This window comes from Methanomassiliicoccus sp., assembly GCA_033485155.1.
Classification (GTDB): domain Archaea; phylum Thermoplasmatota; class Thermoplasmata; order Methanomassiliicoccales; family Methanomassiliicoccaceae; genus UBA6.
On the sequence record JAWQJJ010000001.1, the window covers coordinates 329,362 to 349,813 of the forward strand.

At 62.6% G+C, this 20,452-nt stretch carries 20 protein-coding genes; 7 read left to right on the forward strand and 13 right to left on the reverse strand.

What is annotated here, in order from left to right; translation table 11 throughout:
- Positions 1–6: 6 nt before the first annotated feature.
- From dnaJ to SA339_01680, 3 genes are read left to right on the forward strand one after another with little or no spacing between them, the layout of a single operon-like run.
- The gene (gene dnaJ, locus SA339_01670) at positions 7–1,125 is read left to right on the forward strand and encodes a molecular chaperone DnaJ (GenBank protein ID MDW5561907.1); all 1,119 of its coding nucleotides are present in this window, start codon (positions 7–9) and stop codon (positions 1,123–1,125) included.
- A gap of 50 nt (positions 1,126–1,175) precedes the next feature.
- Positions 1,176–2,414, forward strand: coding sequence for an MFS transporter (locus tag SA339_01675; protein MDW5561908.1), 1,239 nt, complete (start codon positions 1,176–1,178; stop codon positions 2,412–2,414).
- Positions 2,415–2,441: 27 nt separating this feature from the next.
- The gene (locus SA339_01680; protein MDW5561909.1) at positions 2,442–3,188 is read left to right on the forward strand and encodes a hypothetical protein; all 747 of its coding nucleotides are present in this window, start codon (positions 2,442–2,444) and stop codon (positions 3,186–3,188) included.
- Here the strand turns inward: SA339_01680 and SA339_01685 are convergent.
- The 4 genes from SA339_01685 to polX are packed head-to-tail and all read right to left on the reverse strand — an operon-like array spanning position 3,139 to position 8,641.
- Complete coding sequence (locus SA339_01685; protein MDW5561910.1) at positions 3,139–4,716, reverse strand: AMP phosphorylase; 1,578 nt, start codon at positions 4,714–4,716, stop codon at positions 3,139–3,141. The two genes, SA339_01680 and SA339_01685, sit on opposite strands and share 50 nt — an antisense overlap.
- Entirely contained in the window at positions 4,707–5,945 is a 1,239-nt protein-coding gene (locus SA339_01690) for a RuBisCO large subunit C-terminal-like domain-containing protein (GenBank protein ID MDW5561911.1), read from the reverse strand. The genes SA339_01685 and SA339_01690 overlap by 10 nt, the downstream gene beginning before the upstream one ends.
- 2 nt (positions 5,946–5,947) lie before the next feature.
- Positions 5,948–6,880 carry a ribose 1,5-bisphosphate isomerase gene (locus SA339_01695; GenBank protein ID MDW5561912.1) on the reverse strand — a complete coding sequence of 311 codons (933 nt, stop codon included), beginning with the start codon at positions 6,878–6,880 and terminating at the stop codon, positions 5,948–5,950.
- A gap of 42 nt (positions 6,881–6,922) precedes the next feature.
- Complete coding sequence (gene polX, locus SA339_01700; GenBank protein ID MDW5561913.1) at positions 6,923–8,641, reverse strand: DNA polymerase/3'-5' exonuclease PolX; 1,719 nt, start codon at positions 8,639–8,641, stop codon at positions 6,923–6,925.
- Positions 8,642–8,737: 96 nt separating this feature from the next.
- Here polX and SA339_01705 point away from each other — a divergent pair, with 96 nt between their 5' ends.
- The 3 genes from SA339_01705 to albA are packed head-to-tail and all read left to right on the forward strand — an operon-like array spanning position 8,738 to position 10,945.
- Entirely contained in the window at positions 8,738–9,988 is a 1,251-nt protein-coding gene (locus SA339_01705; protein MDW5561914.1) for a Glu/Leu/Phe/Val dehydrogenase, read from the forward strand.
- Between the two features lie 27 nt (positions 9,989–10,015).
- Positions 10,016–10,651 (forward strand): helix-turn-helix domain-containing protein, encoded by a 636-nt coding sequence (locus SA339_01710; protein MDW5561915.1) that lies wholly within the window; start codon positions 10,016–10,018, stop codon positions 10,649–10,651.
- A 24-nt stretch (positions 10,652–10,675) separates the two neighbouring features.
- Entirely contained in the window at positions 10,676–10,945 is a 270-nt protein-coding gene (gene albA / locus SA339_01715; protein MDW5561916.1) for a DNA-binding protein Alba, read from the forward strand.
- 6 nt (positions 10,946–10,951) lie between these two features.
- On the opposite strand, the gene SA339_01720 is transcribed toward albA, so the two are convergent.
- Positions 10,952–11,776: a DUF835 domain-containing protein gene (locus SA339_01720; GenBank protein MDW5561917.1), complete on the reverse strand. Its 825-nt coding sequence runs from the start codon at positions 11,774–11,776 to the stop codon at positions 10,952–10,954.
- 49 nt (positions 11,777–11,825) lie between these two features.
- On the opposite strand from SA339_01720, the gene SA339_01725 reads away from it, so the two are divergent.
- Complete coding sequence (locus SA339_01725) at positions 11,826–13,352, forward strand: hypothetical protein (GenBank protein MDW5561918.1); 1,527 nt, start codon at positions 11,826–11,828, stop codon at positions 13,350–13,352.
- Here the strand turns inward: SA339_01725 and SA339_01730 are convergent.
- From SA339_01730 to SA339_01765, 8 genes are all read right to left on the reverse strand, one after another.
- Positions 13,349–14,371: a class I SAM-dependent methyltransferase family protein gene (locus SA339_01730; protein MDW5561919.1), complete on the reverse strand. Its 1,023-nt coding sequence runs from the start codon at positions 14,369–14,371 to the stop codon at positions 13,349–13,351. The two genes, SA339_01725 and SA339_01730, sit on opposite strands and share 4 nt — an antisense overlap.
- Positions 14,372–14,397: 26 nt before the next feature.
- Entirely contained in the window at positions 14,398–15,573 is a 1,176-nt protein-coding gene (locus SA339_01735; GenBank protein ID MDW5561920.1) for an NAD(P)/FAD-dependent oxidoreductase, read from the reverse strand.
- A 66-nt stretch (positions 15,574–15,639) separates the two neighbouring features.
- Positions 15,640–16,287, reverse strand: a complete 648-nt coding sequence (gene fsa / locus SA339_01740; GenBank protein ID MDW5561921.1) for a fructose-6-phosphate aldolase — start codon at positions 16,285–16,287, stop codon at positions 15,640–15,642.
- Positions 16,284–17,231, reverse strand: a complete 948-nt coding sequence (locus SA339_01745) for a transketolase family protein (protein ID MDW5561922.1) — start codon at positions 17,229–17,231, stop codon at positions 16,284–16,286. The genes fsa and SA339_01745 overlap by 4 nt, the downstream gene beginning before the upstream one ends.
- Positions 17,228–18,064: a transketolase gene (locus tag SA339_01750; GenBank protein ID MDW5561923.1), complete on the reverse strand. Its 837-nt coding sequence runs from the start codon at positions 18,062–18,064 to the stop codon at positions 17,228–17,230. Before SA339_01750 ends, SA339_01745 begins: the two co-directional genes overlap by 4 nt.
- Before the next feature lie 156 nt (positions 18,065–18,220).
- Positions 18,221–18,958: a proliferating cell nuclear antigen (pcna) gene (gene pcn, locus SA339_01755; GenBank protein ID MDW5561924.1), complete on the reverse strand. Its 738-nt coding sequence runs from the start codon at positions 18,956–18,958 to the stop codon at positions 18,221–18,223.
- A gap of 81 nt (positions 18,959–19,039) precedes the next feature.
- The gene (locus SA339_01760) at positions 19,040–19,378 is read right to left on the reverse strand and encodes a transcription factor S (GenBank protein MDW5561925.1); all 339 of its coding nucleotides are present in this window, start codon (positions 19,376–19,378) and stop codon (positions 19,040–19,042) included.
- A gap of 78 nt (positions 19,379–19,456) precedes the next feature.
- Positions 19,457–20,374, reverse strand: coding sequence for a hypothetical protein (locus SA339_01765; GenBank protein ID MDW5561926.1), 918 nt, complete (start codon positions 20,372–20,374; stop codon positions 19,457–19,459).
- Between the last annotated feature and the right edge of the window lie 78 nt (positions 20,375–20,452).

Here is a 20,452-nt window from a genome sequence, read left to right on the forward strand (position 1 = left end):
TAACCCATGTCCGAGCGCGATTACTACGAGGTGCTGGGGGTCCCCAAGGGAGCCTCGGTGGAGGAGATCAAGAAGGCCTACCGAAAGCTGGCCATGCAATATCACCCGGACGTCACCAAGGAGGACCGCAAGGTCGCCGAGGAGAAGTTCAAGGAGGTCTCGGAGGCCTACGAGGTCCTCGCCGACGAGAAGAAGCGCAAGCTGTACGACCAGTATGGCCATGCTGGCGTCAACTCGCAGTTCCAGGACGGCTCCTTCAACTGGAACGACTTCTCACATGTGGGTGACCTGCGGGACATTTTCGGGGACTCGGGCGGCTTCGGCAACATATTCGACATCCTGTTCGGGAGGCAGCAGCGGTCGGGCGGCCGAGATGCGGCCATGGACCTCGAGATCACCCTGGACGAGGCCTTTCGGGGAGCAAAGAAGCGTATTACCGTCCCCAAGTTCGACTCCTGTCCGCGGTGCTCCGGGACCGGGTCCAAGGACGGCAAGGTCGTCCCCTGCCCGGAGTGCCACGGCACCGGACAGGTGCGCGTGGTCCAGAGGGGTGGCTTCGGTCAGTTCGTTCAGGTCGGCCCCTGCCGGCACTGCCGAGGAACCGGACGGTCCTCGGCCGATGCCTGCCCCGACTGCAACGGAAGGGGCAAGGTCCAGCGGGCCTCGCATATCGATCTGGACATACCCAGGGGGGTTGAAACAGGGTCCCGTCTCCGCATCTCCGGGGCCGGGGAGATCGGCGGTCCGGGGGAGCCCAACGGCGACCTGTACGTCATAATCCACGTCAAGGAGCACCCCCAGTATCACCGGGAGGGACCGGACCTCATCGTGGAGTTCCCGGTCACCTTCGCCCAGGCGGCCCTGGGATCGGAGCTCGAGATCCCTACCCTGGACAAGAAGGCCAAGGTGACCCTTCCGGCGGGGACCCAATCGGAAACGGTGTTCCGGCTGCGGGGCTCGGGGATGCCCATCCTGCGCACCAATTCCTTCGGCGACCTCTATGTCCGGGTGAAGGTCAAGGTGCCGGAGAAGCTCAACCAGGAGCAGAAGGACATCCTCAAGCGCTTCGCCGAGATTGAGAGCGAGAACCGAGGCATGTTTGCCAAGTTCAAAAAGAAGAAATGAACGTTCGGATAAGGATGAAGTAGCTCCTTGCCGCTCCCCAGGCGAGGATGATGAGGAGCCCTAGCTCTCTGAGGGGACTGGACCGGCGGATCTGGATCCTTGCCGTCGGCCGCATCATCTCAGCGACCGGGTACTCAATAGTGATGCCTTTCCTGGCCATCCACCTCAACAGCGATCTGGGCATCCCCATGGGACAGGTCGGAGCGATCTACCTGTTCATGGCTGTCGCCGGGGCTTCCGGCCAGATCATCGGCGGCGAGGTGGCCGACCGTCTTGGGCGTCGATCGGTGATGTGGGCCTCCATGGTCCTCCGGGGCGTGGTCTTCATCTTCCTGTTCGCCGTCATGGCCATATCTAAGGACATCTGGCTCATTTCCGGACTGTTGTTGGTCTCGTCCCTATTGGGTGCCATGTTCGATCCCGCCAGCAACGCCATGGTCGCCGACCTGGTGGTGCCGGGCCAGAGGATGGAGGCCTATAACCTGCTCCGGATAGGGCAGAACATCGGCTGGACCCTGGGGCCGCTCATCTCAGGGACCATGATAGTGCTCCTGCCGTTCTCCTACCTATTCGCGGTGGCGGCGGTCACCTGCCTCGGCGTGGGCGTGGTCATCTTCCTCAAGGTCGCTGACCCAGCGCGATCCGAGGGACCGCATGTGCGGTTCCACCCCCGGGACCTGGCGGCCATCATGCGCCACCGCCTGTTCTTCGTGTTCTGCATCGCCACGCTGCCGCTGGGCATCGTGATGGGGCAGATGTCGTCGACCTTCTCGGTATTCGCGGTGGAGGACGCCGGCATCACCGAGGTCCAGATCGGGTACCTGTATGCCCTCAGCGGGATAATGGTCGTCGCTCTACAGTTCCCCATGGCCCGCCTGGTCTCGCGGTACAAGATGCCCAACGTCCTCGCCCTTGGCGCTCTTCTGTACGCCGCCGGATACGCGATCATCGGCCTCCCCGGCGGGATCTGGCTGCTGGTGGCCTCAATGATCATCACCACCCTGGGGGAAAACGTCATCTCGCCGTCGAGCAATGCCCTGGTGGCCACGCTGAGCCCGGAGAATGAGAGGGGGCGGTACATGGGTGCCTTTGGAATATTCTCGTCGTTCGGTTGGTCGGTAGGTCCGGCAGTGGGCGGGGTGCTGTACGACGCCCTGCACACCGCCCCCTTGGCGCTGTGGGGCGCAGTATCGCTGATCGCATTGCTCAGTGTGCTCGGCTATCTATACCTGGGAAGGCTCTCCACGTCCTCACATCGAGCATCCAGAGCAACAGGAGCAAAGGGTTAAGCCGTCCCCTCTCAATCTGTCCATCAGATGAAGGTCATTGGTGTCATGACCAAGAACTTCCGGTTCTTTTATGAGCTGGTCCAGCTCATGAGAGAGCACCGGGAGGCGTTCGTCGCCCTGGACTTCGATGACGATATCCCCGACACTGTCGGTGTGGTCATCACCACCCATGAGGAGCGGCCTCTGGTGCGCTTTAAAAAAGTCATAGCCAGCGATCGCCCTGACCTAGCCCTGGACATGGCGAGGTCACAGCTCAAGGGAAGGGAGAGCTTCCGCACCCTGGTGGCCGGGATCGACCCGGGCAGCCGGCCCGGGCTCGCTATCATCGGTGACGGCCGGGTGCTGGTGGCGCAGACGGTGGGTTCGCCGGAGCGGGTCGCCGACGAGATCGACCGCTACCGCCGATGCTTCAGGCACGAGCGTCTCATCGCCCGCGTGGGCCATGGCGACCGCACCAACCGCAACCGTATCATCCGCTCGATATGGAACTCCGTGGACGACGTGGAGGTGGTGGACGAGACCAGCACCACCCGGCGCACCGAGGAACCGGACGCCGATGCCGCCGTCTCCATTGCCCTGGGGAGCGGGTACCGTATGCCGTTCCCGCCCGAGGTCAAGCCGACCCCGGGCGAGGTGAGGGACATCCAGCGCCTGAGCCGCATCGAGAGCGGGGGGCGGGTTACGATATCTTCGGACCTGGCCGAATCGGTAGCTAAGGGCGAGCTCAGTCTGCCTGAGGCGTTGAGGGCCCAGGGCAGAAAGTCCTCTCTATGACTGTCGTGCGTGAGATGTACGGCAGCTTCTGCAGGATCATACCCTCGATGGTCACCGGGTTGAACTTGCGGGACAGTTCGATGGCCTGGTCCAGCTTAGCTCGGCTGTCGGCGTAGATGGTCAGCACGGCCTCGCCTTCGTCCACCCGGTTGCCGCGCTTCTTGTGCAACAGCACCCCCGCCCCCTTATCCTTGGGCGCTCCCGCCGCTCGGGCCAGGGCAACAAGCTCCTTGTTCCTTATCCCATTGACATAGCCGCACATCTTGGCGGTGATGTCGTAGGTATGCTCCCCGACCTTGATGTCGGTCGACTTGAGGTTGGGGTCCCCTCCCTGGGCAGCCACGATCTCCCGGAACTTCTCGAGCGCCTTTCCGGACATCAGGATCTCCCGTGCCCTGGCCTCGCCCCTCTTGATCCCGCCCATCTCCAGCAGCATCCCGGCCATTCCGCAGGCTTTCTCGATGACGCTGCTGGGGTGCAGTTCGCCCTCCAGGATGCGGATCGCCTCCCGGGCCTCCAGCGCCGGTCCGATGGCCCGGCCCACCGGCTGCTCGCCGTAGGTGATAGCGCACTCGACGTGGATGCCCAGCCGCTCGCCGAGGTCCACGAAGTCCTTGGCGTAGGCTTGCCCCATCTCCATGGTCGGCACCTTGGTGCCCGCGCCAACGGGGATATCGATGACCAGAAATTCCGCGCCCACTGCCTTCTTCTTGCTCATGACCGACGCGAGGAGCTGAGCGTGGGGATCGATGCCCAAGGGGTACTCGACGCGGATGATGAGGTCATCGGCCGGGGCCAGGTTGACCGACCCGCCCCAGGCCAGCGCTCCGCCGGTGGTCTCGGCGATGCTGCGCAGCTTGTTGGCGTTGAAGTCCACTCCGGCGAACACCTCCACGATGTCCGAGGTTCCCGCCGCGGAGCTGATGGCCCGCGACGAGGTCTTGGGGATGAGCAGCCCAGCCGCGGCTACGATGGGCACGACGAGCAAGGTGATCTTGTTCCCGGGACAGCCGCCGATGGAGTGGAAGTCGAACACCGGGGAGCGGTCGAACCTGATCGTCTCCCCGGTCTCCACCATCGCCTGGGTGAGATCCGCCGTCTCCCTCAGGTTCATCCCATTGATGTTCAGCGATGTGACGTAGGCGGTCAGCTCGATGTTGCTCAGGTTGTGGGCGGCAATGTCGTTGATGATCGTCCGGATCTCCTCGGTGGTGAGCTCCTTCCCGCTCATCTTCCTCTTGATGAACTCGACCGATTCCGGCTTGGAGGTCGCCACCACCTCGATCAGCTCGTCCGGTTCTGGGCCCAGGTCGGTGTATCCCCTGCCCAGGATGCCGACCTCTCCCTTTTTCACAACGGTCACGGTGGTCTGCACCACGGCCACGATGGACATGCGTTCGTGCTTGACCCGCACCCTGTCCATCTCCCTAACGCCGATCTCCAGTGCGTCCTCGCGGTTCAGCACGGCGGTGTACTCCGCCGACTCCATGTCGATGTACTTGGCCTTCAGCTGCATGTCTATCCCCACTTGGTCATCGCTTCCCGAAGCTCGGAGTGCGTCTTGGCGTACTCCACGAAGGGAACGCCCTCGTAGGCAGCGTCCACGGCCTGGACCATGGCCCGGGCGCCCCCCCGCACTCCGCCGGGGTGGCCGGCGACCCCACCGCCAGCCTGGATCTGTACATTGGTCCCTGTGATCTTGACCAGCGGCTCAATGAGCGCCGGGTGCATGCCGCCGGAGGCCACGGGCATCACCGGTTTGTACGGAAGCTCGTCGCCAACGCACGCCCGCTGATTCTTGAGGTCTTCCTCCGGGCTCCCCTTCATTTTGCCCACTCCGAAGGTGCCGACATGGAGCGCATCGCCGCCGCACATGCGAACCAGCTTGGAGAACACCTGCATCGACACCCCAAGGTCCTTGTTCCTGGTGATCGCGCCGTGCATGGTGCGGTGGACATGAATGGGCAGCTTGATCGACGGGTCCTCCGCCAGGGCCTGCACCGCGGCGAACCCGCAGGTGATGACGTCGACCATGAGCTCCGAGGCCCCCAGCTCCTGGGCTCGCTCCCCGACCTCGACGATCCTTTCGCCGTTGGTCGAGATGTTGATGGCGTGCATCATGATGTGCCCCGTCTCCTGCTTCACCCGATCAATGGCCTCGGCGATGGCCACGACCCGGTCCTCGAGGGGGCAGAACCTCTGGTTGGAGAGGGTCTCATCGTCCTTCCCGTTGGTCAGGCCGCCCATCCCCGCCTCGTAGATGTAGTCGGCCATGCCCTTGGGCGGGAGGCCGATCTTGGGCTTGACGATGGTGCCGACCAAGGGCTTGTCGGGCCTCCTGAGGCGCTCCCGCATCCCGGGGATGCCGTACTTGGGCCCCTTGAACTCGCGCAGCATGCTCTTGGGGAACTGCACGTCCTCCAGGCGGACGCCCTTCAGCGCCTCCAGGCCGAACAGGTTCCCGGCGATGACGCTCAGGATCTGTGGCACCCCGCCGATGTCGAGGCTGAAATCGTCCTCGGGATAGGCGATGGTGGCTACGTTTCCGGTGATGTCCGTCACCCGTCCATGATATCGCTCGAAGATCTCATCGTTGAGGGTCGAGACTCCCGTCCACGTGCCGGTAGACTGCTCGGTGGCGATCGCCGCGGCCGCCAGCTTGATGTCCAGGTCGGTGACGATCTTGTATTTGCAGATGACATAGGCGTCGGGGTCGACGGACTCCCCGAGATGCAGGTACTTCTCAGAATACTCCATGCTCATTCCTCGTTGGCCTCGAAGATCGATTCCTGTCCCAGCTCCTTAACTATTACCTCGTAAGCGGCATACGGTGAGATCAAGCCCACCTCGGTGACGATGGAGTCTATGTACTCTGCGGGGGTGGCGTCGAACACCGGATTGCGGACCCTGACCCCGGAAGGTATCAGGCGGGGGTCGACGACCTCGCTGGCGTCCCTCTCCTCGATCTCCACCAGCTCGCCGTGGACGGTCTTGGGGGAGAACTTGTAGGTCTCGGCGCACACGATGAACGGTACCCTCGCCTCGCTGGCCGCCAGGGCCACCTGGGAGGTGCCGATCTTGTTGATCAGCGCGCCGTTAGAGCAGATGGTATCTGCCCCGACGAGCACGACGTCTACCTCCTTCATGATCCAGCGGACCGCACTGTCGATGATAAGGGTGGTAGGCACCCCGGCCTCGGAGAGGTCCTTGACCGTCAGCAGCCCCTGCCGCCACGGCCGGGACTCAGTTGCATAGGCTTGGATATCCTTTCCCTCGGCGTGCGCGGCCTTGATAACTCCCAGCGCGGCCTTGCTGTTGCAGTGGGTAAGCACAGTCATTCCGCTCCTCAGCCGCTTGGAGCCGATCCTGCCGATCACGTCCACTGCCTTGCTGGATCTTGCCACGAAGGCGTCGGCGTTGGCCACCACGAGGGACCGCAGCTCCGGCGCGCTCGTTGCCCTGGCGGTACCTCGTAGGGTCGCCTGCACCGCGTTCCACAGGGATATGGCGGTGGGTCGGGAGGCGACGAGGGCCCCTCGTCCCTCGTCCAGCCGTCGGCGCAGCTCTTCCAGGTCGTCCCCTTGGTAGTCCAGGGCTTGCTGCCTCAGCGCTTCCGCGGCGCTCCTGGCGATCAGCCCGGCGCCCCTGATCTCCATGCTCTTTATGGAATCGGCGACCTCGATGAGATCCATGCGATCACTTGGACCAGCTAAACAGGTCGCATGAGATATATTTTAGGTGCTCCGTCCGTCGAAGATGGCTCTCACCTTCTCCAGGGGCAGGGCGTTGAGTACCATCTCCTTTCCCAGCCAGCCCCGGCGGGCGGTGTGCACGGCATAGCGCATGCTATCGAGCTGGCCCAGTGAGTGGGAGTCGGTGTTCAGCGCGACCATCGCCCCCAGCTCCCTGGCCTTGCGGCAGTTGAGGTCGTTGAGGTCCAGGCGCTCGATGGACCCGTTGACCTCCAGCATGACTCCCCTGCGGGCCGCTTCCTCTATAACCTGGTCCATGTCCACCTGGTACCCGTCCCGTTTCCCGATGAGCCTGCCGGAGGGGTGTCCGAGGATGTTCAGCTCACGGCAGGATAGCGCGGTCAGGATGCGCTCGGTCATTCGTTCCCGGGTCATCTTGAATCCGGAGTGCACCGAGCCGATCACGTAGTCCAGCTGGGCCAGCACGTCCTCTGGGTAGTCGTAGGTCCCGTCGTCCAGGATGTCCACCTCCGCCCCCCGCAGGACCTCTATGCCCAGCTCCTCGGTTAGCTGGTGGGCCTCGTCCACTGAGGCCAGGAGGTCATCGATGGGCACTCCATGAGCGATGTACAGCGACCGCGAGTGGTCGGTGACCCCAATGTACTCATAGCCCTTCTCCCGGGCCGCCATGGCGACCTCCCGCATGGTCGCCCTCCCGTCGCTCATGACAGTGTGAACGTGAAAGTCGCCCAAGATATCCTCTTCCCGAACCAGCGGCGGCAGGCGGTGGGCGGCCGCCTCCTCGATCTCCCCCCGGTCCTCGCGGAGCTCTGGCGGCACCCACTCCAGGTCCAGCGCGCCATAGATTGAAGCTTCGTCCCGGCCGGCCACCATCTCCTCGCCTTCCCGGCTGAACAGCCCGTACTCGTTGAGTCGGAGGCCACGCTGGATGGCCAGGCGCCGCATCACCACGTTGTGCTCCTTGGACCCTGTAAAGTATTGCAGTGCCGCCCCGTAACTCGATCGGGGCACCACCCGAAGGTCGACCTGGGTGCCGTCGGCCAGCCGGACGGTGGAACGCGTCGGCCCCTTGGACACGACCGCGGCTACCGAGGGGTAAGCGGTGAAGGCGTCCATGGCCCGCAGGGGCTCGTCGCTTCCCACCAGCAGGTCGATGTCGCCGATCGTCTCCCTCCACCGGCGCAGGGACCCGGCCACGCTCACCTCCTCGAACCCTTTCGCCTGGAGGTGTCGGGCGAAGGATTCGGCGATGGGTAGGGCCCTTCCCAGTAGCATCCTCCCTCCCTGCCCCTGCACCAGCGCAAGGCCCTTGAGGATATTCTCTTCCGTTCTCTCCCCGAACCCCTTCAGCGAGCGAATGCGGTGCCGCTCGGCCGCCTCCCGGAGGCCGTCCAGGTCCCTGATTCCCAACTCCCGGTACAGTGTGACCGCGGTCCGCGGGCCGATATCGGGCACCTTCATCAGCTCCACGACGCCCGGAGGGTACTCCGCCCGGAGTTCGTCCAACTTTCTCAGGCCGCCGGTCTCCACCATCTCCCTTATCTTCTGGGCGATAGCCTTCCCCACTCCGGGAATGCTCTCCAGCTCCTCTCGGGCGAGATATCTGCTCACATCCTCATCAAGGGCCTCGACGCTCTGGGCCGCCCGGCGGTAGGCGTTGCGCTTGAACACGTCCCCCTTCAGGTCCATGAGCTCGGCTAGCTGGTAGAGCATGGCGGCGATCTCGGCGTTATTCACCATGTAAATCACTTGTGCTCGGGTCGAAATATATATGAACGGATGTTAATCGAAGTTATCTATACTCGACCGTAGCGCAGATCGCCGGAGGCATCGGACATGGAAACCAGGAATCCGTACGAGGTGGCAGTGAGCCAGGTGAGGAATGTGGGCGAGAGCTTGGGGCTCAACAGAGGAATCATCGATTTCCTGACCAAGCCCAAGCGGGAGCTGTCGGTGAACTTCCCGGTGAGGATGGACGACGGCTCGTTCCGTATGTTCACCGGCTACCGAGTCCAGCACTCCAACGCCCGGGGGCCATGCAAGGGAGGCATCCGATACCATCCCAACGTGTCGATGGACGAGGTGCGCGCTCTGTCCATGTGGATGACCTGGAAGTGCGCGACAGTGGGCATTCCCTTCGGCGGGGCCAAGGGAGGTGTAGTATGCAACCCCAAGGAGATGAGCAAGGGTGAGCTGGAGAGGCTGACGCGGCGGTTCGCCACCGAGATTGAACCAATCATCGGCCCATACGTGGACATCCCCGCCCCCGACGTGTACACCGACGCCCAGACCATGGCCTGGATCATGGACACCTACTCCGCAAAAGTCGGCCGGGTATCACCGGCCAGCGTCACCGGCAAGCCCATCCCCTTGGGCGGTTCGCAAGGGCGGGACGAGGCCACCTCCCGGGGACTCATGTACTGTGTCCGGGAAGCCATGCACGCCCGCAAGCTGGAACCGTCCCAGACTACGGTGGTGGTGCAAGGCTTCGGCAACGTGGGAAGCAATGCCGCCCGGCTGCTGCGGGATGAGCTCGGATTAAAGGTCACGGCGGTCTCCGACTCCTCCGGAGGCATCCACGACCCTGCCGGGCTGGACATACGCAAGGTGGAGGCGCACAAGAAGGCCACCGGATCGGTCAAGGGGTTCCCCGGGGCCGCCGACATCTCCAACCGTGAACTCCTGGAGCTGGACTGTACGGTGCTGGTGCCGGCCGCCTTGGAGGGCGCGATCGACAAGGACAACGCCGACCGCATCAAGGCCTCCATAGTGGCCGAGGGGGCCAACGGCCCGACCCTGCCCGCCGCCGACCAGATCCTGTTCGAGAGGGGCACCATGCTCATCCCTGACGTCCTGGCCAACGCCGGCGGGGTGACGGCGTCCTACTTCGAGTGGGTGCAGGACCTCCAGTTCCTATTCTGGTCGGTGACGGAGGTCAACGAGCGGCTCAACCGCATCATGACCTCGGCGTTCAATCGGGTGCACTCCCACTCTGCGGAGAGAAAGGTGGACATGCGGACCGGGGCCTACCTATTGGCGGTTCGCGAGGTGGTGAACGCTATCGAGATGCGGGGGATTTATCCTTAGAACGCATAATGGTCCGCGATAGCAATGATGGAAGCGGTCGTGTCACTGGCAATGCCAGACAACTGGATCACCGACGTGGTCGAGATGTACCCCTCGGTTATTCGGGTCATCGATACGAAGGACATGAAGGAAGGGGTCAGGGACCTTGTCCAGATCGATGTGGAGAACGAGGAGGACCTTCCCAAGGTCATCGAACAGGTCAGGAACAACCCCAACATCTTCAATGTGGATATCAGCGCTATCGATAAAGGCCGGGCGCTGGCTGCCTTCTCCACCAATCAATGCGTGGCCTGCCGGCTGTTGGCGGGCTCGGAATGCTTCCTCACCGGTTCGACCACGACCAAGGAGGGCCGCCTGAAGTGGACGATGCTGGTGACTCAGAAGAAGGTGCTGCAGGAACTGATCGACAACCTCACCAAGATCCATGCCCAGCCCAAGTTGGTCAAGATCACCGAGCTCACTGACTCCGACGAGCTGACCAAGAGGCAGGAGCAGGTCACCCGCATGGCCTTCGAGCGCGGTTACTTCGACTTCCCCCGACGCATCGGGCTGAAGGAGCTCGCCACTATGTTCGACGTCTCGACCTCCACACTATCGGAGATCCTGCGCAAGGGGCAGAGGCGCATAATGATGCGCTACTTCAGCGAGCACCGTCAGTACTGATCCCGTTGCACCAAGGTCGATGGCATGCCCGAGGACAACATAATCTACATCGGCAAAAAGGGAGCGATGGACTACGTAACGGCCGTGGTGACCCAGTTCCGCAGCGGATCCGACGAGGTTATCATTAAGGCTCGGGGCAAGGCCATCAGCCGGGCGGTGGATGTCGCGGAGATCGTACGTCACCGCTTCGTCCGGGAGGCGGCGGTTAAGGAGGTCAGGATCGGCACGGAACGGGTGGAGAGCGAGGACGGCGCTACCAACGTGTCGTCCATCGAGATTATTCTGACCCTCTGACCAGTATCACAGTGTCCCGCTGGCCAGGCACTTCAGGTTGTTAATGACCTTCTCGTCCAGGGCCGGCGGGTAGACCGATAAGAGAAGCACACCCCTCAGGGTGATAGCCAGATCGGACATCAGGGAGATGAACTTGAGCACGCTGACCTCTCGGTCGGCGCTCTGCATGATGAGGTACTCGACGCCTTCGACCAGGACCACCCTGCCCTCCTCCGCCCTCATGAAGTTCCGGGTCTCGGAGATCAGGCGAGGCATATCGGTGGGAGATATGACGGTGTACGGGCCGTACTGGGAGCTCTCGTGTTTCGTCAGCCAGTAGGCGGTCACGGTATCGTTGAGGCCTCCCTGGTAATTGCCCGGGAAGCTCCTCAGGATGCACAGCGCCTGGGTCCCATCGGCGGTCAGCTCGTTGACCACGGTCAGGGCCTTGGTGGCGTACATGCTCTCGATGAGGTAAGTGTTGCCCCTCTCCACCTCGACCCGAGGGCCCCTCGCGGGGGCCTTCGACAGCAGGTCGATCCCCGTCTCCGCCCGGATCTCGGTCTTGACGTCCCGGACCGACTCATTGATGGACTGGCGCTTGCTCTTGGCCATGACCTGGATCTCGCGGGGGCTGAAGCCTTTGGTGGTCAAGCCTATAAGCTCGTCCCAGGCTTTATTGAGGCCTTCCTCGAAGCCCTTGACGTAACCTCGGTAAAATTCCTCCCGCGTCGACAATGCATCCCGTCCGACGATAGCGGCTTCGCGGATAAATATCTTATTCCGACGATATCCTTCGGTGAAGAGGTCGCCGGCCAGGGAGCGAGCCATCTTGAGGACCGGAACGCGCACGCGGCGACGTCCCCAAGCCTTAAGAACGCCGGCGGCGTAGGGGAGGACCATGGGACGCCGCGCTAGGTTCCGGGGGGCCAAGGCCACCCCGAAGACGCTGGAGAAAGACCTCCTGGAGAAGTCCCGGCTGCTCGCCGGGAAGCCCCAGCTGCTCATGCCCCAATGCACCAAGGAGTGCCGGCGGTGCGATCTCCGGAAAGCGGTGGCCAAGATGGAGAAGGTGTCCCAGAATCGGTCCGATCCCCGGAAGCTGGACCACGCCATGAACTGGGGCGACCAGCTGGTACGGGCATACGCCGCGACCATCTCATTGCACGAGGCCGGCAAGGTGCCCTACCTCGCTGCCACCAAGACCCCCCTGGGCGAGGTGTCGTACGCCGTGCGGGGAAAGGTGGAGCGGGACAAGCTCATCGGAGTGCAGCACTACGACCACCCAGAACTGCGCCTCCTGGCGCTGTGGGACACCGCCCGCAAGCGAGGGCTGCACATTTACTCGACGGAGAGGTGTGCCATCTGCTCCCCCGACGGACCGAGTCCCCCGGAGGAGTATGTGGACGAGGCCATCTCCCTCCTGCCCTACGACCTGGACGACAACGGCGACTGCCCGCACGTGAAGGAGGGGCGGGGGATCAGGGTCCGGTGGAAGGGCGCCGGGACGGAGATCCACGTGTGCCCCTCCTGCTCCGGCGATGCCAACACCGTGCACCTTCTCGCCGGCCGCATCGCCGCGGAGGATCCCACCGACGACTTCGAGGTGGAGATCATCAGCGACCTCCGCTGCGACAGCGAGTGCCCGGGATGCCGGGTGAAGGAGGCATACCGTCTCCCCAAGGACCTGGTGGGCCGATACCTGAAGGCTGAGCTGAACGATGCTGGACTCCTCGACGAGCACTTCCGTTCCCGGGCCGCCGCGGTACGGGAGCGGCAGGACGAGGTGTACATGATCGGCGGGACGTGCTACGGGCGGGACAAGGAGCGGTTCCTCGCAGCCCTGAGGGGATCGGAGGTGGAGAAGAAAGCGATATCCACGCTCCTCTCCTCGGGGAAGATGTGCGTGCTGTCGCGGACCGACCAGGCCGCCAATCTAATCTCCGATCTGTGGCCGGAGCACCGCGACGCCCTGCTCGCCGCGGTAGCCTCGCCGGACATCGTGAAGCGGGTGGTGGCGGAGCGCTCGGAACTGACCCCGTCCCAGATGGTGATCGAGGCGGGACGCATGGAGGCCTATCGAGGGATCGAGAGCGCCCTGCCCGCCTTCAGGAAGCTGGGGCCGGTGGGCAGCTATGCCGACGGCATCGCGAGGACGGCCAAGACCGAAGGGAAGGAGGCGGCGATGAGGCAGATTGAGAAGGGCAAGGGCGGCGACCACCGGCTGCGTTCGGTATCGTTTGCCTTCATCACCGCCCTGGGAGAGGGCCAGGCCAAGGCATGGCAGTTCACCCGGGAGGAGATGGACTTCGGCACCTACCTCGCCCCCTTCGCCCAGCGCCTGCTGGAGAGCCAGGGGGACGGCTACGCCGAAGGCCTGAAACTCCTGCTGGAGGCGTCGGGTTCCATCGAGAATATCGAGATCTAGTCGAGCACCCTCACGTCGAGGACCATGTGAGAGACCCCCGGGGAGTAGGATTTCACCTCGCGGGTCAGGATGACCTCGAACCCCCGGTCCCCGGCCGCCGCGCCCAGGTTGTCCAGCGCCCTTGACGGGAAGATCTCCAGGGGAAAGGTATCCTGGTAATGGATGATACCGCCCTTCCTGACCAGACGGAAGGCGGTCCCGAGGTGCTCGGCGGTGGTGCGCACATAACCCATCACCACCCGTTCCGCGATTCCCTCGCCGGGAAGTTCGCGGTTGTCGCCCAGCACCGGCTCGACCCGGCCTTCCAGTCCGTTCAGCGTGATGTTCTGCCGCAAGTAGCCGAAGGCCAGGGGATTGATCTCGCAAGCGATGACCTTGGTAGCCTGTGCGTGCAGGGCCAGCGGCAGCGTGAAATAGCCGATCCCGGCGAACATATCCACCACTGTTTCCCCGCGGCAGTCCAGCGAGGCCATGCGCATCTTCTCATCGATGTTGCCGGAGGAGAACATCAGGCGGGAGGCGTCGAGCTTGTACTGAATACCGTTCTCCAGGTGTACGGTCTCGGGGTCATCGCCCAAAAGAAGCTGCATGTCCGGGGTGCGGAAGACGCCGTCGATATGGCTTCGCTCCCTCAGCACGGTCCTCGCCCCCAAGATCGCGGCGTAGGCCCTGGCCACCTCCCCGTAGTGGGCGGCGATGTCGTCCGGCAAACGGAGGATCAGAACATCGCCGAGCATCTCCCAGCGGTGGGGAAGCGATCTCTTGACGGCCTCGGGGACCTCCGCCTCCTCCAGCACCAGGTCGAACGGGGGGCGGTAGCATGACTTCACCATGGTCTCGCCCTCCGTCAGCTCGATCCCCAACTCCTCCGCCAGGCTCGGCGGGGGTGAAGCCCGCAGGGGTATGAGGATATGATCATCGAGCCTGAGGATGCGTCGGTCCTTGGCCCCCAGCTTCCGCTTGAATAGCTGCTTGCGGACCTGCTCGGCTCGTTCCCGGGGGACCTTGGCGAGGAGCACGATCCTCGGAGCCGGCCCCCGCTATTTCACCTTTGCTCCCGCCGAATCAAGGAACCGATGAGCTGCGGGGAGAACTTGACCAGCGAGGGGACGGCCTTCAGGAGCGGAGAGGCGATCTTGGATGGGTAGTCGATGTCCCCGCCCGCCAGCACTTCCTTCGCGTCCGGGCGGTCCAGCATCCGGCACACGTCGTCCATCTTGCGGTCGGTGAGGTTGACGAACACCTTGCGGATGAGCAACCCGCGATCCACCTCCTTACCAATGTCCGCCCGCCACTTGGTGTCATACTCCGAGAGGCGCTTCGCCCCCAGGTCTCCGTCCCGCAGGGCGTCCACCGCGGTCATGGCCCCCCACTTAGCCGACCTCAAGCCGGTGTATATGCCTCCGCCCGACAGTGGCTTGGTCTGAGCCGCGGCGTCGCCCACGATAAGGATATTGTCGGCACAGGTCTTTTTCGGCGGGCCGATGGGGATGACCCCGGACATGGTGCGGAGGCGCTTCTTCTCCTCTAGTCCCAGCTTCTTGAGCAGGGAGGTGAGATAGGCGCTGGGAGTATCGTTGCCCTCCGAGACTCCCAAGCCGATGCGGGTAAAGTCCCCGCAAGGCAGGACCCAAGCGAAGAAGCCAGGGGCGACCTTCTGACCGATGTGCACATCGACCATCGTCTGGTCCTCCAGGTGCATCTCCAGGTCGACCTGTATGCCCCTTACGTGTTCCTTGGCCGGGCCGATCCCGGCCAGCTTGCTGACCCGGGACTTGTAGCCGTCGGCCCCCACCAGTAGGTCGGCGTTGATGGTCTGCGGGCCTCCGGGGCCCTGCACCTTCACCGCCAACTTCTTGCCCTCCCGCTCGAAGCCGACGAACTCTTGGCCAGTGAGGATGTCCGCACCCTCCAACACCGCCTTTTCGCTGCATCGACGATCGAACAGGCCACGATCGATGACCACCGCCTTGGTCTCCCTGGTCCGAACCTCAAGGGTCTTGCCCCCCGGAGGCACCAGGCGGAAACCGGTGATCTCGTTGATGATCGTGTCCTGGGCTTCCGCCATCTCCACGACCCGGGGGTGCACCAGTCCGGTGCACTGCACCGGCGAGCCTATCTCGGCGTGTTCTTCCACCACCACCGTGGTGAAGGTGGCGGTCTGTGCGGCGAAGGAGCTACCCACAGGGCCCCCTCCGATGATCACGACCTCGGCGTCCACGTCACTCCCAACGCTGGTAACTTATAAAAATCCTCTTTGAGAGAAACAAAAAAGGGGGTTTGGTTCCTACTTCTTGGGAACCTTTGCCCAGTCATCCTGGAATCTCTTGATTCCGATGTCAGTGAGAGGGTGGTTGAACATCTTCTTCAGGACATCGTAGGGGATGGTGGCGACATGCGCTCCCAGTCGAGCCGCCTCCACCACATGTATGGGGTCGCGGATCGAGGCGACGATGACCTCGGTGTCGAAGTCGTAGTTGTCGAGGATATTCATGATCTCGGCGATGAGCTTCATGCCGTCCTGCCCCACGTCGTCCAGGCGGCCGACGAACGGCGAGACGTATCGCGCTCCGGCCTTGGCCGCCAGGAGGGCCTGGGCTGCGGAGAAGACAAGGGTCATGTTGACCTTTATGTCCTCGGAGGCCAGGGCCTTGGTGGCCTTCAGCCCCTCTTCGGTCATAGGTACCTTGATGATGACGTTGGGATGGATCTTGGCCAGTTTACGGGCCTCCTCGACCATGTCTCCCGCCTTCACGCCCATGACCTCGGCACTTATGGGCCCGTCCACAATCTGGCATATCTCATGGACCAGGGCCTCAAAGTTGGTGTTCTCTTTGGCTACCAGGCTGGGGTTGGTGGTTACTCCGTCCAGTATCCCCCAGCTGTTGACCTCTCGTATCTTTTCCAGGTTCGCGGTATCGATGAAGATCTTCATTTTCTCTTCCTCTTGATTACCTCTTCGGCCGAGGCGATGATATGTTCAGCGGTGAGCCCGTAGCGGCTCATCAATACGTTGCTCTCCCCCGACTCACCGAAGCAGTCAGGGGTCCCCACCCTTTTCAGGGGCACGGGGTAGTTCTCCGAGAGCGCGGACGCGACCGCGGATCCCAGCCCAGACTTGATGGAGTGCTCCTCGGCGGTGACGACGCATCCTGTCTTGCGCACCGAGCGCAGCAGGGTCGCCTCGTCCAGAGGCTTGACCGTGGACATGTTGACCACCTCGGCCGCGATGCCCCTCTTCTTCAGCTCCTCCGCCGCGTCCATGCAAACCGCGACCATCTGCCCGCAGCCCACCAGGGAGACGTCGGTGCCCTCCAATAGGACGGTGGCCTTACCGATGGTGAAGGGGGAGTCCATGGTCGTGACCATGGGCACATCCGCCCGGCCCAGCCGTACATAGCAGGGGCCAGCATGCTCTGCCGCGGCCTTGACCGCCTTGTATGCTTCGATTCCGTCGGCCGGCACCAGGACGCACATGTTGGGCAGGATGCTCATCAGGCCGATGTCTTCCAAGGCCTGGTGCGACGCCCCGTCCCCACCGACGGTGATGCCGGCATGGGTGGCGACGATCTTGACGTTGATGTTGGGGTAGGCGATCGATTGCCGGATCTGATCCCAGCACCTCCCGGTGGCGAACACCGCGAAGGTGGAGGCGAAGACCGTTTTTCCGGACACGGCGAGACCGGCCGCGGTGCCCATCAGGTTCTGCTCTGCGATCCCCACGTTGAAGAACCGCTCGGGGAACTTCTTGGCGAACTCCACGGTGCGGGTGGAGGAGGACAGGTCGGCGTCCAGGACGACCACGTCGGTGCGGGCCATCCCGATCTCCACCAAGGCGTTGGCGTACTCCTTGCGCTGGCTGGTGTATACCCACTTCATATGCTCTCCCCCAGCTCCTTGAGAGCGATGCGATACTCGTCGGCGTTGGGGGCCTTGCCGTGGAAGGCAATGGCACCCTCCATGAACGATACTCCCTTGCCCTTGATGGTGTGAGCGATGATCATCGTCGGCTTGCCGGTGACATGGGCGGCCGCCTCGCAGGCGTCAAGGATCTGCCTCATGTCGTGCCCGTTGATCTCGACGACGTTCCAACCAAAGGCTCTCCACTTGTCTCCCAGCGGCTCCAGGGACATGATCTGCTCGGTGGGGCCGTCGATCTGCATCTTGTTGCGGTCCACGAAAGCGGTGATGTTGTCGAGCTTATAGTGGGACGCAAGCATGGCCGCCTCCCAATTCTGTCCCTCCTGCAGCTCCCCGTCACCCATGAGGCAGAAGATGCGCGTCAGGCGACGGTCGAGCTTGGCGGCTAAGGCCATCCCGTTGGCCACGCTCAACCCCTGCCCCAGAGATCCCGTGGAGATCTCTACTCCGGGGGTCTTTTTCCGGCAGGGGTGTCCCTGCAGGTGCGAGCCCAGCTTGCGCAAGGTGAGCAAGTCGTCCACCGGGAAGTACCCGGACTCGGCCAGCGCCGCGTAGTATACCGGGGCGGCGTGTCCCTTGGACAGAACGAACTTGTCGCGGTCCTCCCAGTTGGGATCGGAGGGCCGGTGACGCATCACCTTGAAGAACAGGGCGGAAACGATATCGGCATAGGAAAGCGAGCCGCCAGGATGACCGGACTGTGCGGCAAAGGTCATCTTGATGATATGTCGCCGGAGCAAGTTGGCCTTGGATTCCAGCATCTGTATGGTTTGGTCATCGTACAAAGTCAATTTAGGCACCTCGGGGGAGGAGATGGTCAATAATGGGGCCATGCTAAATAAGTTTTTATTATTTTTGAGGCTGATGCCAGACTTATCATCGACCTTGATTCCAAGGTTAATTAGAATAGGAGAAAAGGAATATTCATAAGGGGTTTACGAGGGCGTTCAGTCGCTCTCGATCCTCGGAGCTAGGAGGTAATCGACGCTGCCCTGCTTGTCTGCGATCTCGAACTCCAGCTTGACTGGGAAGTCGCTCCCCAAGTTGATGGTGACGACGGAACCGGCTGGTATGGAGCGGACCATGTTGGAGAAATAGTCCAGTGGGAACAGGCTCTTGACCTTCTCTGAAACGTCCAGAGAGATCAGGAGATCCTTGGGCAGCTTGAGGCTCACCGAATCGGTGTCGCCCTCGGAGTACATCTCAAAGCCATCGGGCGAAGCGTTAAGCGCGATGTGGTCGGAGACCGATTCAGCGGCCCGGATGCCCTTCTGCAACTCGTCGGAGGTGACCGTGATCTTGGCCGGGAGATTGAGGTTCGGTACCTTGGGATCGTTCATGCCCGCGGTATCAACGAGGTTCATTCGTCTGGTGATGTTGCCGACGTTGAGCACTAATCGGTTCTTGCTCTCGTCCTGCTCCATCTCGATGATGTCACCTGCCCGGGACAGGCGAAGGACCTCCTTTATCTTGTCCAGGTCGATGCCTAGCTCGGTCTCGTCAGCCGAGAACTCCTCGAACGCCGATTTCTGGACCTTCAGGTCGACCATGGCCACGTGGGCCGGGTCGACCGCTTTCAGTTCCATCCCGTCGGCATCTATGTTGAACTTAGCCTCATCCACGAGGGTCGAGACCACGTCAACGACGCCCTTGAGGGTCTCGGACTTGATCTTGGCGTGAAACATGAATTTCCTCCAAATGAGCTCCTAATAGTTTTGAAGGTAAACATGTGGACCATGATAAACCTTGCTTAGGAGCGAGCTGGGTCAATACTTGCGCCACTTGTGACCGCACTTGCAACAGGTGAGGAAGGTGGTCTCCGGTTCGTCCGACTTCCTGGTCTGCCTCAGGTACCAATAGGCCTCATTGTGCCCGCACTTGGGGCAAGGCACCGCGGTCCTGGGCATGACGCCTTCGATAGAATCGACGACCGGGCAGTCCTCGACCTCGCTCTTGTTCCTCTCGATCTTGACCCGGGTGGCCGCTCCTTCCTTGGAGAGGTCCTTGGCTTTCTGTTCGAACCCGCACTTTGGGCTGGGGCAAACGAACTCGGTCCTGCTACCTTCCTTGGCTCTTAGCAGGCCGCCACACTTAGGACAGAACATAATGACTCGCCTTCATGTCGAAAAATTATGCTCGTATAAAAGGGTTCTGGGCCGGATCCGGGGACGATCGAAAGGTTCTCAGATGAACTCCCAGTCCTTCTTCTCTGCGGTGGGGCGACGCATAGGCCGCTCCTCCTCGACCGCTATCCTGGCGATCTTCCGCTCCACTCCCCTCTGCTCCTTGGCCATGCTTTGCGCCCTTTCCCGCAGGGCCTTGCGCTCCTTGGGAGGAAGGGTCAATGGGTCCTCCTCTTCGAGGATGGCCTTCCGAGCCGAGCGCATGGTCCTGGGCGCGTCGTCGATGTTGCCGTGCTCGGCGTCGAGCACCTCTAGGTCCTCGAAGCTTCGCCCCTTCCGGCGGGCGAAAGGATCGTTCTGCGCGGCAGTGAAGGTGTTGCCCTCGAGGACCACCGTGGTCTGGTTCCCCCTGCTCATCTTGGCCAGCAGCATCATCTCACGGTGGGTCTGCTGGGAGAGCACCCCGCCGATGTAGGCGAATGCCACTGTGGTCACATAGCTGTCGAGCCCCAGGCTGGCGGTCGAGTGCAGGGAGGTGAAGAATGAGGTCAGGTACATGTTGACGAACGCCACATAGGGCTCGATGACCGGGACATGGGCGGTGATCACCGCGACCACCGCCTCGGGGGTGAGGTCGACCCCGAAGATGACCGTGGGGATGATGCCCATGCGCACCAGGGTGGTGACGGTGAAGATGAACACGACCGGCACCAGGGCCGCCATCATGCCTTTCAGCGGCGCTCCCGCCCGGCGACCGCCGACATACCCGGCGATCATCTGCCCGAAGATAGGCAGCCACCATAGAATGAGGGAGAGGGTGAAGGTATACTTGACCGCGCTCCAGAAGCTATATGCGATGGGGCCCTCGAACTGCTTGGCCTCCTCGTCGTCATAGGTGTCGGCAAGATGATAGACGCCACTATGAACGAGCGAGCTGGTAGTCTCGTCCCTGATCTTGGACCCTTTTCTTAAGAGCACTCCCATCCCTGAAGTCGGACGGTTGTCCGACGAAGGTGGTCATCTCCGTGAGACTATAAATCACTACCGCGATATATT